Origin of the sequence: Pelagibacterium halotolerans (assembly GCF_044811015.1) — a bacterium.
Taxonomy (GTDB): domain Bacteria; phylum Pseudomonadota; class Alphaproteobacteria; order Rhizobiales; family Devosiaceae; genus Pelagibacterium; species Pelagibacterium halotolerans_A.
This window is the reverse complement of the sequence record NZ_CP085243.1, coordinates 2,145,414-2,160,327: the sequence shown is the minus strand read 5'-3', so window position 1 is coordinate 2,160,327 and position 14,914 is coordinate 2,145,414. Positions and strand designations below refer to the sequence as shown.

The window sequence follows — 14,914 nt, the reverse complement described above, 5'->3', positions numbered from 1 at the left end:
CCGGCAACGCAGTGCCGTCCATAGGGAAAGCGTTCCCCTGCGGCTATTTATCGATCCTGCTTCTCGACGTCATGTCAGCTGGCTGACATTCTTGCGTAGGAAGGCAGAAAACTCCTTCAGCCTCTGACGCTCAAGCGCGTCGATGAACTCGGCAATCGACGGGATCGTCTTGCGGAGGTTCTGCCTTGCACGGCTGACGCTTGCGATGAGGGCGCTCGGGATGACTGAGTGGAGATCCATGAGGAAGTCGTCCGGCGAAACGGCCACGATCCCGTGAGGTCGGAGGGCCGTGGCCGGAAAGTCCTTCAGGTTCCAGGTGACGATGACCGAAGCCTTGCCGGCGATAGCGGCTGGCAGCCCGATCCAGTTCAGGCCGGACATGGACCTGCCACAGTGCCATGCGGCGGATACGGACGGGATCGGTATCTGGCGCGGCAGCGAGCCTTTCTCGGAATCGTGCCGCGAGCTGACTCGCCGACTGTCCCAGGGGCGCCGCCGCGCAGAAGATGATTTCCGCTCCCCCGGCCTCCTGAGAGATGGCCCGCCGCCGGAGATCGGGCGCGCGCGTAGCTTCGATCTGGATCGCACCGTTGGCGTCCAGAAAAATGGCCAGCAATTTCATGATCGATTCCCCCTATGCCGACGGTTTCAGCACTGCGATGCACACGATCGCTCCTGCCACCCCTGGGAACCTCAAGTCGAAAAGCAACGAGACCCAAGTAACTCTATAAACGATGCTGGACTTTCCTGACCGTTTCGGATGGGTATTCGCCGAACGCTGCCCGATAACGGGCTGCAAAGTGCCCGAAATGGGTGAACCCCCATTTCAGTGCGACCGAATTGATGGGAAGCCTGTTGTCGAGGCACGACAGTTCATCTCGCGCGGCCTGAAGACGTATCTGGCGCAAATAGGCGGTCGGGGTCATGTCCTGGAATTGTCGAAACCCCGTTTGCAGCGCACGCACGCTGACGCCAGCCGCATCGGCGATTTCGCTGATCGTCAGGGACTTGTGCATATTTGCGTGCATGAAATCGATCGCCTCCCTGATGTGGCGGGGCGCGATGTCCAGAAAGCCGCCCCTCTCCAGGTGCGAGCTCAGTCGGTGGGGGACGTTCTCGAATATGAAGCGCAGCGTGCTCTCGACAAGCAGTGCCATGGCCTGGGGCGAGCGCTCCAGCACCCTTTCACCGGTCATGCCCGAAGCGATGGCGTGAATAAGGCAGTAGAAGGTCGCGCCCGCTGGCGTAGCCAGATTGAATAGCGGCGCCAGTTCGAGTTCGCTCAGCACAACGTCCCCGAACATCGAGGACAATACCCTTTTGACCGCCGAACTGCTGAAAACCAGATTGCCCCGCGACATTTGCGGTCCATTCACTGAAGCGAAGCGATTGGCGCGCGCCATCGGCAGCAATAGCGCAGTTCCGGGAACGACTGTCACATTGTTCGAGCCAACAGTCGCATCGTATGCGCCTCCTGAGAACAAGGCGAGAACCTTAAGGCCCTCATAGTCGGATTCAGAACTGACAAACCAATCCGCAGAATAGTGCATGTGAAACAATGTGACATCGGGGGATGCCACACAGCCCAACTGCCATTGAAACGCGTTCCCTTTGCCAGCCCCGATCTGTCCCGACGTGGATGGCACAAATTGCGCAAAGGTATCCATAAACGCGTCGAATCCCGTGCCGGAGGCCGCCGGCGGCGCATAAAAGGATTGATGGTTCAACATAGCTACCGACCTTGTTCAACGCGCGAATCGGACGTACAAATATTTTCATAATCGGGGCTCGGCGAAGAAAAGCAAGGTTCTACAAGCGCGCTCCGCTCAAAAGAACACATCGTCCAGCGCCGCCTCTTCATCCGGGGCGGTGGCGGTCGCGTCCAGGGATGGCGGAAGGTCCAGTATCCGGTCGTGTACCTGACGCTCACCGTCCATCGTATATCTGGCTCTCAGTCTGGCGAAGAACTCCGCGTCGAGCGCCGACAGGTCCGGCTCGCTGGATGCCAGGGCGAGAATTTCGGCTTGCGCCGCATGCAGAACAGCTGAAAGATTCCGCTGACCGGCGGCATGACCGGCCGCGGTATTGAGTTGTTTCACCGCCTGCGGTCCAACCGCCGTCATGGTGGAAACATGCACCCGCAATCGTCCCGACACCTGCCCGAGCAGATCGACCGCGCCATCGGCCGCGCTTTCGAGCGCAGCAATCCGCCGCGCCTGGCCAGCCGCCGCGCCATCGGCAAGCGCCTGGGCATGGCTCTCCGCCGCGTCCAATGCGCCCAGAATGGCCGACGACGCCTCGACCGTCTCGCTGACGATCTCGCGCAGGCTCTGTGCGATGACGCGCAGCGCGCCGCCTTCCTCGCCGAGCTTGGCGCACTGAACCGCCGTGTTGAAGCTCAAGAGGCGAATGGACTGCTCGATTTCGCCAATCGCCGCGAGGCGCTCCACCATGACCGCGACCGAACGCGCCACTTCGGCGGCGATCTTTTCCGTTTCGGCGCGTGTCTGGGCAAAATCACGGAAGAGCGCCCGGATTTCCGCGAGTTCATCGACAATGCTGCCAAGCGCCGCCTCGCCATCGGAAAAGGCGGTCGCCGCTTCGCTCTTGCCCGCCAGCAGGACCTTGTCGGCATCGTCGGCGAGGTCTTCGAGGGTCTGAGCGAGGTCGGCGACCTGGCGCTCGAAATCCTGGCCGGCATCTTCGAGCAGCGCAGCGAGCAGCCTCGCCGCCGCCGCATGGGTATCGACGTTCACACCCGATGCGCGTTCAACGAGCATGGCAAGCGCTTCTTCCACATGCTCGACGCGCTGGCGTGTCATGTCGCCAATCTGAAGGGCCGACACCGCTTGCGACACACGCGCGCGGATCTGCGCCGTCAGGTCCGTATGCTCACCGGCCGCCGCCGCGGCGCGCTGGCGATAGGCGGCAACGGAATTCAGGTGCTTATCCAGCCGGCTCACAATCCCGGTCATGGTCCCGTCGTGCCGCTCGGCAAACGCCATGCTTGCGCTTCGCGCATTCGCCAGATCGTGCGCAAACCGCTCATAGGCCTTGGCGAAGTCGGCAACGGCCTCGTCGACCTTTTGGGTGAGATCCCGCACATCCACGGTGAACACTTCGAGGTCGCGCTGGTCGCCTTGCGTCACCGAGGCGATGACCCGGGCATTGACCGCCACCAGCTTGATGGTGCGCACGGATTTACGCAAGGCGTGCATGGGCGTGGATGCCGCCTGCGCCATTGCGTTCAGACGGTCGAGGCAACCGACCTCCTCGCCGTGCGCCCCGGACATCTGGAGCACCTCATCACGAATGGCGGTCAGTGTCTTTTCGATGCCGGCAAACTGCTCGCTTTTGAGTTCCGCAGGGATACCTTCATGAGCGGTCGAGATTTCGTTGAGCAGCCTCACCGAATCGAGAAGCTGCTGGCCCATGTCGAGGAAGGTCTCTTCGATCTTTCGGCGCGGCGCGGCAAGCGAGGCGCAGATATGCGTCAATACCGCGTCCGGATCGGGAAGAATTCCGAAATCGGAGGATGGGGCAAGCGCGGTCTGGCTCATGGCATTCCTCCCGGCGAACGATTGTCTTCGATGATTGCCCGGGCGATGCGGTTGAGCGGAAGGACCCGGTCGACACCGCCACGGTCAATGGCTTCCTTGGGCATGCCGAACACCACGCAGCTTTCTTCGTCCTGAGCAATGGTGCGCGCGCCTGCGGTTTTCATTTCAAGAAGACCGTGCGCGCCGTCGTCGCCCATGCCGGTGAGGATAACGCCAAGGGCATTCGGTCCGGCGCCCTGGGCGACCGAGCGGAACAGCACATCGACCGAGGGACGGTGGCGGGAGACGTGCGGCCCGTCCTTGATCGCGATACGAAAGTGCCTGCCAGCCCGCTGGACCAGCATGTGGTGGTTGCCCGGCGCGATCAGCACCTGGCCCGGGATGACGGCGTCGCCATCCCGCGCCTCCTTGACGGCGGGCGTGCAAATCCCGTCGAGCCGCCGCGCGAAGGCGGCGGTGAACTTTTCCGGCATGTGCTGGACAATGACGATGGGCGGGCAATCGGCCGGCAACGCCGAGAGCACGGCGCGCAGGGCTTCGGTGCCGCCCGTCGAAGCGCCGATGGCCACGATCGGGTCGGTGACAAGCCCAAGCGCGCGGCTGGGAGGCGCGGGCGGAAGCACCGCGTCGGCGGTCAGTTTTTTCTCGATGGCGACCGGTTTGAAGGTGCGCCGTTGCACTCTGCCCAGCCGGGCATGGGCGGCAGCGCGCACAACGTCGCAGATGCGCATCTGCGCGTCGGCCAGGGCGTGGGCGGTGTCGACGCGCGGCTTGGTGATGACATCGACGGCCCCCGCCTCCAGCGCCTTCATGAAGGCGCTCGATCCCTCTTCGGTCAGGGTGGAGCAGATGACGACGGGGATGGGGCGCTGCGCCATGATCTTCCTGAGGAAGGTCAGGCCGTCCATGCGCGGCATTTCGATGTCGAGAAGGATGACGTCGGGAACCCCGGAACGCATGCGCTCGGCGGCGATGTAGGGGTCCGAAGCGGTCGCCATGACTTCGAGGTCCGGGGCGCTGGCGATGACATCGGACAGCGCCTGACGGACGGCCGCCGAATCGTCGACGATGAGAACGCGGATCTTGTCGGTCATCGCGTCACCATTTTCCGGGCACGTTTTCGAACACCCCCGGAGCCCATTGCTTGAGTCTTAAATTGGTGCCGATCATGGATTCCGAGTGCCCCAGAATCAGGAAGCCACCGGGCCGCAGATGTCCCATCAGCCGCGCGACGACGGCTTCCTGCGTGGCTTTTTCGAAATAAATCAGCACGTTGCGCAGGAAAATGACGTCGACGTCCCGGTCGACCGGGTAACTTTCGTCCATAAGATTGAGGCGCCGGAAACGTACGTGGCGGCGGAGTTCGGGCACGATGCGGACGTCGGAGCGCAAGGATGGGGCGTGTCCGCGCATCAGATAGCGCTCCTGCATCTGGGCAGGGACCGGCGCGATCATCTCGGCAGGGTAGACGGCACGCTCGCCGGCGGCGAGCATCTGGGTGGAGATGTCGGTGCCCAGGACGGCGAACTGAAGATCGTATTTGGCCGCGAGGTCGGCCATGACCATGGCAATCGTATAGGCCTCCGCGCCGTTGGAACTCGCCGCGCTCCAGAATTTGAGTTTCGGCCTGGTGCCAGGCCGGCGCTGCGCGAGAAGCGCAGGGATGAGCCTGCGTTCCAACGTCACGAAGTGATCCGCCTCGCGGAAGAAGTCGGTCTTGTTGGTGGTGACCGCGTCGATGACGTGAACCAGTTCGCCGGCAATGCCGTTTTCCTCGAACAGGAACCGGCAATAGGCCGTCAGACTGGGATGCCTCAGGCTGCGCATGCGTTTGCGCAAGCGGCCCTCCACCATGAGACGCTTGGCCGGAGGCAGCTTGATACCGGTCTGGCCGTTGACCAGCTCGGCGATACGATCGTAATCGGCATCCTCGAGCCGATCGGGCCGGACCTGTTCCGGCTCATGGGGTGCGCGCAATGCGGCTTGGGACACGATGGAGACTCGTTACTTGAATGAACACGCAAACAAAACCGAACTCAGGCGGCGTGACTATCCGCCAGCGCCGCCTCTTCGGACGCGAACAGGCGCCCAAGCTCGAGAACGGTGACGAATTTCCCGTGCCGTCGCCCGATCCCGGCAATGAACTCGCTGCGCCATTTGGTGCCGATTTCCGGCGCGGCCTCGAGGCGGTCTTCGTCCAGAACGGTGACTTCAAATACGCGGTCGGTCTTGAGGCCGAAGGTGACTTCCCTCTCGTTCACGGTGACGTTGAGAACAATGATACGCGTATTCTCGGTATCTTCGACTTTCTCGAACCCCAGCTTCATACGCAGATCGATGACCGGCACGCCCTGGCCGCGCACGTCGATCATGCCCAAGAGGTGAACCGGCGCATGGGGCAACCGGGAGATCGGCTGCACTTCGAGGATTTCCCGCACCCGCTCCACGGGTACGGCCAAGAGATCCTCGGCAATCCCGAGGGTGACATATTGCACTGCATCAGCCATTTCGGCGCTCCTATCCTGGAGGACAACAGGGTCCGCCCGGCGCAGGGTGCGCCGGGCGGATGTGGGGCGGCTTACGCCGTGCCCGTACGCTTGAACTCCTTGTCGAGTTCGTCGTTGCCATCGCCCATCTCGAAGGCGAAGCCGCCATCGGACTTGGCCGGACGCTTGCCCGCGAAGTGCGGAGCGGCGGCGGCGACCTTCTGCTGCAAGCCCTTTACCGGGTGCGCCACATGGGCCACCTGGGGCTGGTGCTTGACCGTCATGGCCGGAGCACCGGCGGTCTCATCGAGCCTGAAGTAGCTGATGGAGGCCTGGAGCTGTTCGGCCTGGGTGGCCAGTTCCTCGGCGGTCGAGGACATTTCCTCGGCGGCGGAGGTGTTTTGCTGGGTCACCTTGTCGAGCTGCTGAATGGCGGCGTTGATCTGGCCCGCGCCGGCGTTCTGCTCGTTGGAGGCGGCGGAGATTTCCGAGACCAGTTCGGCGGTCTTCTGGATATCGGGCACCAGCTTGGCGAGCATTTCGCCGGCCGACTGCGCAGACTTCACCGTATTGCCCGAAAGCCCGGAGATTTCCTGCGCCGCAGCCTGCGAGCGCTCGGCAAGCTTCCGCACTTCCGAGGCCACGACCGCGAAGCCGCGTCCATGCTCTCCGGCGCGGGCGGCCTCGACCGCCGCGTTCAAAGCCAGAAGGTCGGTCTGCCGGGCAATTTCCTGAACGATCAGGATCTTCTCGGCAATGGTCTCCATCGCACTGACGGCTTCGCCCACGGCCTTGCCCGATGCTTCCGCGTCAGCGGCGGCCTTGCGGGCGATTTCCTCGGTCTGGCCGGAATTGTCGGCGTTCTGCTTGATGTTGGCGGCCATCTGTTCGACGGACGAAGAGGCTTCCTCGGTCGAGGACGACTGCTCGACGGCGCCCTGGCTAAGCTGCTCGGCGGCTGCCGACATCTCCTGGGAGCCCGATGCGACGTTGCGGGTGGCCGTGGTCACTTCGCCCACGACTTCCTTGAGCTTGGCAACCATGTCGTTGAGCGCGTCGACAAGGTCCTTGATCTCGTCATTGGACTTGACCGAAGCCGTGGCGTTGAGATCTCCCGCCGCAACCGACCGGGCCAGCCCGACAGCGCTCGAGACACCGCGCGAAATGTTAAGAACGATCCAGAAGGCAGCGACGGCGGCGATCAGGACAGCACCGATCAGCACCGTGATCATGGTCACCCGCGCCGTTTCGAACGCAGCGAGCGAAGCGGCCTTGCCCTCGTCCATCTGCGTTGCATTGAAATCGAGAAGCTTCTGGAATATATTCACGACCCGTGAACGCGCCTCGGCGCCCGTTGTCTGGGCGATTCGCGCGGCGTGGTAGTCGCCGTTTTCAAGCGCCTTGGCGGCCACTTCGGGCACAATCGCCAAATAGGCTTCAAGAGCCTGGCTATACCGGTCGAACTCGGCCCGATCGGCGCCGGCGAAGCCGGTCGAACGCGCGGCCAGGTCCGTTTGCAAGCGGGCAATGGACTCATCGAGAAGGTCCGCGTAGCGCTGCTGGGTTTCGGGGTTGTCGTTCGACGCGATGATGTTGAGCAAGCCCACGCGGACGCGGTACAGATCGAGCTCGATCTCGCTGATCGCCTCAAGCTTTCCAGTGGCCGTCGCATCACCGTTTTCTATCCTGTGGGTGAAGCGCTCCAGCAACGTTGCCCCTATGGCTTCTGCAGCCTCGAAGGCCTCGGCCCCCTCGCCCTGCGCCATGCGGTGGGCGGTGGCAATAGACTGCTTGCGGGCTTCGTCAATCACGTTCTGGTTTTGAACGAGGTAGGCATCCCAGGCCATCAGGAACTCATCGACAAGCCGCTGACCTTCCTCATTGGCCATGGCGCGAACGGTGGCGACCTCCGCGCGAACCAGCGCGTCCTGTTCGGCGATGCTTGCTATGTACCGATCCATCTCCTCGTCGGTGGTCGCCAGAATGACATTCTTTTCGTCGCGGGCGACACGAATCGTACCGGCATTGGCGCGGTTGGCGGCGCGGATGCTCTCGTGTTGCCCCTCAAGGAGGCTTACATACGTATCGTTGATGGTCCCCATCGAACTGAGCCCGAGGAGCATGCCACCCCCCGCCAGCAGGACAACGACCGCAAAGGCTGCCGCCAGTTTGACCTTGAGCGTTAGTCTCATGAATCGATCCTTTCTTCCGATTCAAAGGACGGGCTTCTGCCCCCCTCATTTCCAAATATCCGCCCCATATCGGGGATGATGATGAAATCTTCGCCACGCTTGCCGATGCCCTTGACGTATTCGGGCCGCCAGCGCATGCCGACCCTGGGCGCCTCCTCGATGGAGGCGCTTTCGATGTCGGTGACGTCATGCACCCTGTCCGCCAGAATGGCGGCGAGGGTAGGTTCGCCATCGAGGTCGATCTCGATGACGACGATGCGCGTATCGGCATCGGGTGGGGTGAGGTCCATGCCGAACATCACCCGCAGGTCCGCCAGCGGCACCACCCGCCCGCGCACATTGATGAGGCCCGAAACGAACGCATTCGCATTGGGCACCTCGGTGATGGGCACCACATCGAGGATTTCCCGGACGCTGGTCGCCTCGATGGCGAACACTTCATCCTGAAGACCCAGCGTGAGAGCCTGCATGGCGGCGGAATTTCCCCGCGCGCCGGTTTCACTTTCCATGGCCAGCGCGCTCATGCGGCCCTCCCATTGGTCGTGTTGCGGAAACGCTCTTCGGAAGCCTGTCCGAAGCGCACCAGATGGCCCACATCGAGGATGAGGGCGACCGTGCCGTCCCCGAGAATGGTGGCGCCAGAGAAGGTCTCGACCTTGGCGTGAAGCTTCGAAAGCGATTTGATGACGGTCTGGTTGTTGCCCAGGATCTGGTCGACGACCAGGCCAACCCGGCTCTCGCCGGTCGAGACAATGACGACCTTCTGGTGCATATCGGCGGGCGCCTGGGTCTTGAAGAGTTCCCGCAGGCGCAGGAAGGGCACGAGATTGCCGCGGATATTGAGGAAGTTGCGCCCCTTGGCGGCCTCCGCCTCGCTCGCGGAGAGCTCCACGCATTCCTCGACCGCCGAAAGCGGGATCGAGTAGCGCCCCTTGCCCACCCGGACCAGCATGCCTTCGATGATGGCGAGCGTGAGCGGCAGCCGCAGCGTGACCGTGGTGCCTTCACCGGGCCTGGAGACGACATCGATGGCGCCGCGCAAGCTTTCGATGGTGCGTTTGACCACATCCATGCCCACGCCACGCCCCGAAACCGAGGTGATTTCCTTCGCCGTTGAAAAGCCGGGATGGAAGATGAGCTGATAAAGGTCCTCATCGGTCATCTTGGCGTCGGCGGCGATCAGCCCGGCTTCCTCGGCCTTGGCGCGGATGCGTCCGGCGTCGAGCCCGGCGCCATCATCGCTGATCGAAATCGCGACTTCGGCCCCGGTATGGGCGGCGGCCAGCCGCACGGTGCCTTTTGCCCGTTTACCCGAGGCCGTCCGGAGTTCGGTACTCTCGAGCCCGTGATCGACCGAATTGCGAATGATGTGCACCAGCGGATCGGCCAGCCGTTCGATAACGGTCTTGTCCAGTTCGGTGTCCTCGCCCGAGGTGACGAACTCCACCTCTTTGCCAAGTTCCCCCGAGAGGTCGTGCACCAACCGCCGGAAGCGGCCGAACAGCGTGCCGATGGGGACCATGCGGATGCCCATGGTGGTGTCGCGCAACCCTGAAGCGAGCCGCTCGATCTCCTCGGCGACGGCCTTGAGGCTGACGTCGTCGCTCAACACGGCGATTTGCGAAAGCCGCGCCTGGGCGATGACGAGTTCACCGACCCGGTCCATCAATTCATCGAGCCGCTCGGCCGGAACGCGCAGGGAGGAATTCCCTTTTTCTCCGGACGACGCGGCCGCGCCGGTGGATTTGGCCAAGCGCTCGGCGGCGGGTTTGCCGTTCGAGGACGGCGCGGGATCGGACCCGGCGTCGACGCTCTCTTGCGCTTCGAGCGGAACGATCGAAAGCTCCATCCCGTCCTTGAGGAAAATGAAGACATCCTCGATCGCCTCGCGTCCCTGGTCGGTCTCAAGAATGACCTCCCAGGCGAGATAGGACGCCTCGGGGTTCATCTCCTCGATGGGCGGGACGTGATCGGTGCTTGCCACCACGGTCGCGGTCCCGAGCGCGCGAAGCTCTTCGAGCAGCAGCAGCGGGTTGGTTCCCAAAACGAGCGCGTCTTCGGGCAACCGGAAGGCGATCTTCCAGACCACCCGCCCGGCTGGACCGGCGTCGGTGACCTCAGCGGCGGCGGCTCCGCGCGTCGCGGTATCGCCCGGCGTCAGGATTTTGCGGAGCGCCTCGAGGATCGGAGCGCCCGCCGCGGTATGCCGGCCCGGCTCAGCTATAAGGTGGGCGATATGATCCTTTGCCGCCAGAGCGATTGTGACCAGGCCCGGACTGATCTCTGCCTTGCCTTTGCGCACCTGATCGAACGCGGTTTCGAACTCGTGGACGAATTCGGCCACCTCGTCGAAGCCGAACATGGCGCCCGAGCCCTTGATGGTATGCAGTGCGCGGAACGCGCTGCCGACAAGATCGCTATCGTGCGGGTTCTGGTCGAGGTCGAGCAGCGCCTGTTCGAGCTGCTCGAGCAGCTCACGCGCCTCTTGCCGGAATGTGTCGGTGGGATCGGCACTCATCAGCCTGCTACCTTTTTGATGACGGCCAGCAACTGGTCCTGTTTGAAGGGTTTGACGATCCAGCCCAGCGCGCCGGCCTCCTTGGCCTGCTGCTTCATGCCGTCGTCGGATTCGGTGGAAAGGAAAATGATCGGCACACCCGTGCTCGACGGATGGGTCCGGAATTTGCGGATAAACTCGATACCGTTCATCACCGGCATGTTGAGATCGGTGATGACCGCATCGACCTTGTTGGACGTCGCCTTGGTGTAGCCGTCCGATCCGTCCACGGCCTCGATGACGGTATAGCCGGCCCCGGAGAGGGTGAGCGACACCATCTGCCGGATGGATGCGGAATCGTCGACAGTCAGGATTGTCTTGCTCATGCCGCCTGCACCTCCGCATCCGCACCCAGCCAGAATGCTTCATCCTGGCCATGTGCCTCCCCATCGGTGCCGAGCAGGCCGAGGCCGATCAGCGCGGCACGGATCGACCCGCCGGGTACATTGTTGAGCTCAAATGTCTTGCCTTGCGTGACCGCGCTTTTACGCGCTGCCACGAGAAGCTGGGCGATGCTGACATCGAATTCTGTCAGGGCCGCCAGGTCGACCTCGATCGCATCGGCCTCCTGAAGCGCCGTCCGCAGCACGTTTGCGATGCGCGCTGCATCCTTGATGCCGCTGTAATCCTCCAGCCTCACAGTGCCGCCAGGCCCTCGCCGGGCCGCTGAATCCGGATTTGCGGTCGATAGATTCGTTTCGGTCACGATAACCCCCATTGTTCGCGGATTGGTCGAACGCAGCAAGTCAGGTACGCGCGCTCCATCCCGCCTGTGTGAGAAGGAGGCGCCGGAAACCTGAACAAAAACTTACGGGGATAAAAAGGGTGCGTTTATTGGACTCATTTTGCGTTTATTGGACTCATTTTTATTCCCGAACACACGCGGATTTGGGAATAGCGCGCCAACGCACCGGCGGCGGAACCGGGGCCCGTATTACCAAGTCTCGGAGCCTGAGCGCCTGACCCGACAGTCTGCCGGGTCAGGCTCTTGATACTTATGGATCGGGGAAATTGCCCGTTCGGGCCATCAAGCCGACAAGGCCGGGGATTCGAGCGCCGCAGCCAGGACATGGCGCTCTCGAAACTGCGCTTCAGACAGCGGCTTGCTGAAATGGTAGCCTTGCCCGATCTTGCATCCGAGCCGAAGCAGGATCCTTGCCTGATCACTGGTCTCGATCCCCTCGGCGACGGTCTCCATATCGAGCGCCTGGGCGAGAGAGATGAACGCCTTGACCAGTTCCGCCTTGCGCCAGTCGGTTTCCATATCGCTGACAAACGAGCGGTCGATCTTGAGGACATCGACATCGAACCGGTTGAGATAGGCGAGCGCCGATTGCCCCGTGCCGAAATCGTCTATGGCCACGGTGATCCCCATACGGGCGAGTTCGGCCAGCGCCTCGTGAACGCCCTGCTCATCCTGCAGGATGAGGCTTTCGGTGATCTCGCATTCCAACCATTCCGGCCGGCAGCCGGTCTCCAGCAGCGCCTCGCGGATGTCGGCCGCCACATCATTGTTGACGAACTGCCGGCTGGACAGGTTGACCGCCACGCGAAGCGGCGTTTGCACCCTTGCGTTCCATTCAACGACAGTGCGGCAGGCCTCGAAGAGGACCCAACGGCCGACCTCGACGATGGCGCCGGTCTGTTCGGCGATGGAGATGAATTTGTCGGGGCCGAGCAGACCATGCTCGGGATGGCGCCATCTCAGGAGCGCCTCGGCGCCGATGCATACGCCATCGGCCAGCAGGATCTTCGGCTGATAAACGAGTTCCAGTTCTCCGTTGCCGCAGGCCTGCTTGATGTCGTTCGTCAAAGCCAGCCGCGTTGCCGCCGCTTCGGAGAGTTCGCGTGCATAAAATCGAACGCTGTTCGGACCGGCAGCCTTGGCATCGTACATGGCCGCGTCGGCATGGGCGGACAGTTCGTCCATGGTCTGGCCATCGTCCGGAAAGATGGAAATGCCGATGGCCGCCGAGGTGAAGACCTCCCGGTCGCAGAGATTGAACGGTGCGCGAAGAGCTTGCCGAATGCGCCGGACAACGGTTTCGACATCGGCCCGGCGCCTGAGGTCAGGCAGGAGTACCGCGAATTCATCGCCACCCAGGCGCGCCAGAATGTCTCCCCGGCGCATGCTCCTTGACAGCCTCGCCCCGATCTCGCGTAACATCTCGTCACCGGCCGAATGGCCCAGGCTGTCATTGACATCCTTGAAGCGGTCGAGATCGAAGAGTAGCAGCGCTGCCTGCTTTCCGGCCCCACGGCACCCGGCCAGTACCTGCGCGAAACGCTCGTTGAACCCGGTGCGGTTGACAATGCCGGTCAATGTGTCGCTATAGGCGAGTTGCCGGATTTTCTCGCGCTGATCGACAAGCTCCGTGATGTCACGGATCGTCGCAAGGACGGTGGCAACCTCGCCCTTTTCGTCGAACTCCGGCACGAAATTGACCAGTGACCAGCGCATCGCCACTGAGGGGTTGTAATGTTCGACCTCGATCTGCCGTTCGTTTCCTGTGCGGAACACCTCTTGCAGGGTAGCGATATAATATGCCGGATCGACGACACCGCTGGGTTTGCGCGCCCGGCGGCCGGTTAGCCTGCTGGCGTTGGAGCCGATGAGATTGTGCATGGCCGCGTTGACATAAATGCGGCGCAGGTCCCGATCATAGCGGATCATGCCGTCGGGTGAGTGCTCAACGAGGGTGCGCACCTCTTCTTCGCGGGCACCGAGCGCTCTCTGGACCTGCTTGAGCTCACTGACGTCGGTCCATATGGTGAGCGCGCACCAACGGTCGTCCAGCTTAATACGGGCGGAGCGAATCTGAACATCGAAGGTTGAACCGTCCTTGCGCTTGTGGACACCCTCAAGGGCAAATACACCGGTTTCCCTGATTTTCGTGTACCGTCCGTCCAGCGCGTCACCCAGAGGCGAGATCCGCAAATCGGCGATGCCGAGGCTGGAGAATTCCTCCCGCGTATATCCATGCATAGCCGCAGCATGGTCGTTGAACTGTATGATCCTCCGTGTTTCTTCGTCCATCAGGGCGATGGCGCCCGGCACTTGGTCGAACATGACGGAAAGCAGCCCCTCACGCTCCCGAAGCAAGTGCTCGGCTTTCTTGCGCTCATCGATGTTGCGGATGGTGCCCACCAGCCGCAAGGGTTTGCCAGAGGCATCACGCTCGACAACCCGGCAGCTATCACTGATCCAGCGATAGCCGCCATCGCCGTCACGCAAGCGCAGCTCGATCTTGAACCCATCCTGCTCCGGATCGAGCGCGCGTGCCGCTTCGAACGCGAAACGCTCCATATCGTCGGGATGAACACGGGAGATCCAGTCCTGCCCGGTGGCGATTTCGCCATGCGCTACGCCGAGGACGGCGCTGTACTGGGGGCACGTCTCTACGCGATCGGTTTGCGCATCCCACTCCCAGATGCCGATGCCGGCGCTTTCGGCCGCAAGCCGCATGCGGAATTCTGCGGCATCGCGTTCCGTGCGCATGCGCTTGACCTCGGTAATGTCGCGCACCACATTGAAAGAAAAAATTTCTCCGTCGGCGTGAAAAGCAAAGCAGCTGATCTCCACATCATGAGTGCTGCCGTCCCGGTGCCTGTGCCGCGTTTCGAAGCGAGTAGGCGCGAAACCCTCTTTCGGGTGGGCCGACCAGATTGAGTGGACACCCTTGCGCGTTGCGCCGGGGTCCCAGTCCCACGGATGCAGGCCGATTACATCCTGGGGAGCGTTAAAGCCAAGCATACGCGCGAACGCCGCGTTGCAGGCGACTGCCGAATAGTCCTTGCTGGACAGGATGACGACGCCATCGTTCATGGCAGCCATCGCGTGCTGATAGATGCTGGTCTGCGCCCGTTCTTGAAGATCGATCGCCCAGGCACTGTCAGCGACGGTATGTTCACGCGCCGATTGCGTGTTCGCCACAGACGCGATCTCCCGGATTTCTTGCAGTACTGGACCTGTCATTCTTGATGCCCCCCGCGCCCGGCCTTCGTCGATGCCGGTATTCCGGCGCCACCAGGCAGATCGAATTCAAAGGAGTTTCGCTTAAACCATGATTAACAAGCCGAGACAGGAGCCGGTACATTCGCATTTGGGATGACTTTTGC

At 62.4% G+C, this 14,914-nt stretch carries 12 protein-coding genes; all 12 read right to left on the bottom strand.

The features are described from left to right. Positions 1-69 precede the first annotated feature (69 nt). On the bottom strand, positions 70-381 hold the full coding sequence (locus tag LG281_RS10630) for a hypothetical protein (protein WP_404400476.1): 312 nt from the start codon (positions 379-381) through the stop codon (positions 70-72). 344 nt (positions 382-725) lie between these two features. Further along, positions 726-1,730: an AraC family transcriptional regulator gene (locus tag LG281_RS10625; RefSeq protein WP_404400474.1), complete on the bottom strand. Its 1,005-nt coding sequence runs from the start codon at positions 1,728-1,730 to the stop codon at positions 726-728. Between the two features lie 96 nt (positions 1,731-1,826). Further along, entirely contained in the window at positions 1,827-3,560 is a 1,734-nt protein-coding gene (locus LG281_RS10620; protein WP_404400472.1) for a hypothetical protein, read from the bottom strand. Further along, positions 3,557-4,654, bottom strand: coding sequence for a chemotaxis response regulator protein-glutamate methylesterase (locus tag LG281_RS10615; RefSeq protein WP_404400470.1), 1,098 nt, complete (start codon positions 4,652-4,654; stop codon positions 3,557-3,559). Before LG281_RS10615 ends, LG281_RS10620 begins: the two co-directional genes overlap by 4 nt. A 4-nt stretch (positions 4,655-4,658) precedes the next feature. After that, complete coding sequence (locus tag LG281_RS10610; protein ID WP_404400468.1) at positions 4,659-5,552, bottom strand: CheR family methyltransferase; 894 nt, start codon at positions 5,550-5,552, stop codon at positions 4,659-4,661. 44 nt (positions 5,553-5,596) lie between these two features. After that, entirely contained in the window at positions 5,597-6,067 is a 471-nt protein-coding gene (locus tag LG281_RS10605; RefSeq protein ID WP_404400466.1) for a chemotaxis protein CheW, read from the bottom strand. Between the two features lie 71 nt (positions 6,068-6,138). Then, a complete protein-coding gene (locus LG281_RS10600) occupies positions 6,139-8,238 on the bottom strand; it encodes a methyl-accepting chemotaxis protein (protein WP_404400464.1) in 2,100 nt (699 codons plus the stop codon). Further along, positions 8,235-8,762, bottom strand: a complete 528-nt coding sequence (locus LG281_RS10595) for a chemotaxis protein CheW (RefSeq protein WP_404400462.1) — start codon at positions 8,760-8,762, stop codon at positions 8,235-8,237. The genes LG281_RS10600 and LG281_RS10595 overlap by 4 nt, the downstream gene beginning before the upstream one ends. Continuing rightward, positions 8,759-10,756: a chemotaxis protein CheA gene (locus LG281_RS10590; protein WP_404400460.1), complete on the bottom strand. Its 1,998-nt coding sequence runs from the start codon at positions 10,754-10,756 to the stop codon at positions 8,759-8,761. Before LG281_RS10590 ends, LG281_RS10595 begins: the two co-directional genes overlap by 4 nt. After that, entirely contained in the window at positions 10,756-11,121 is a 366-nt protein-coding gene (locus LG281_RS10585) for a response regulator (protein WP_404400458.1), read from the bottom strand. The genes LG281_RS10590 and LG281_RS10585 overlap by 1 nt, the downstream gene beginning before the upstream one ends. After that, positions 11,118-11,501 carry a lipid asymmetry maintenance protein MlaB gene (locus LG281_RS10580; RefSeq protein ID WP_404400456.1) on the bottom strand — a complete coding sequence of 128 codons (384 nt, stop codon included), beginning with the start codon at positions 11,499-11,501 and terminating at the stop codon, positions 11,118-11,120. Before LG281_RS10580 ends, LG281_RS10585 begins: the two co-directional genes overlap by 4 nt. A 321-nt stretch (positions 11,502-11,822) precedes the next feature. Then, the gene (locus tag LG281_RS10575; RefSeq protein ID WP_404400454.1) at positions 11,823-14,771 is read right to left on the bottom strand and encodes an EAL domain-containing protein; all 2,949 of its coding nucleotides are present in this window, start codon (positions 14,769-14,771) and stop codon (positions 11,823-11,825) included. Positions 14,772-14,914: the final 143 nt, after the last annotated feature.

Coding starts and splice junctions, on each gene's coding strand:
- LG281_RS10630 (WP_404400476.1), bottom strand. CDS start 381: ATGTCCGGCCTGAACTGGATCGGGCTGCCAGCCGCTATCGCCGGCAAG.
- LG281_RS10625 (WP_404400474.1), bottom strand. CDS start 1,730: ATGTTGAACCATCAATCCTTTTATGCGCCGCCGGCGGCCTCCGGCACG.
- LG281_RS10620 (WP_404400472.1), bottom strand. CDS start 3,560: ATGAGCCAGACCGCGCTTGCCCCATCCTCCGATTTCGGAATTCTTCCC.
- LG281_RS10615 (WP_404400470.1), bottom strand. CDS start 4,654: ATGACCGACAAGATCCGCGTTCTCATCGTCGACGATTCGGCGGCCGTC.
- LG281_RS10605 (WP_404400466.1), bottom strand. CDS start 6,067: ATGGCTGATGCAGTGCAATATGTCACCCTCGGGATTGCCGAGGATCTC.
- LG281_RS10600 (WP_404400464.1), bottom strand. CDS start 8,238: ATGAGACTAACGCTCAAGGTCAAACTGGCGGCAGCCTTTGCGGTCGTT.
- LG281_RS10595 (WP_404400462.1), bottom strand. CDS start 8,762: ATGAGCGCGCTGGCCATGGAAAGTGAAACCGGCGCGCGGGGAAATTCC.
- LG281_RS10590 (WP_404400460.1), bottom strand. CDS start 10,756: ATGAGTGCCGATCCCACCGACACATTCCGGCAAGAGGCGCGTGAGCTG.
- LG281_RS10585 (WP_404400458.1), bottom strand. CDS start 11,121: ATGAGCAAGACAATCCTGACTGTCGACGATTCCGCATCCATCCGGCAG.
- LG281_RS10575 (WP_404400454.1), bottom strand. CDS start 14,771: ATGACAGGTCCAGTACTGCAAGAAATCCGGGAGATCGCGTCTGTGGCG.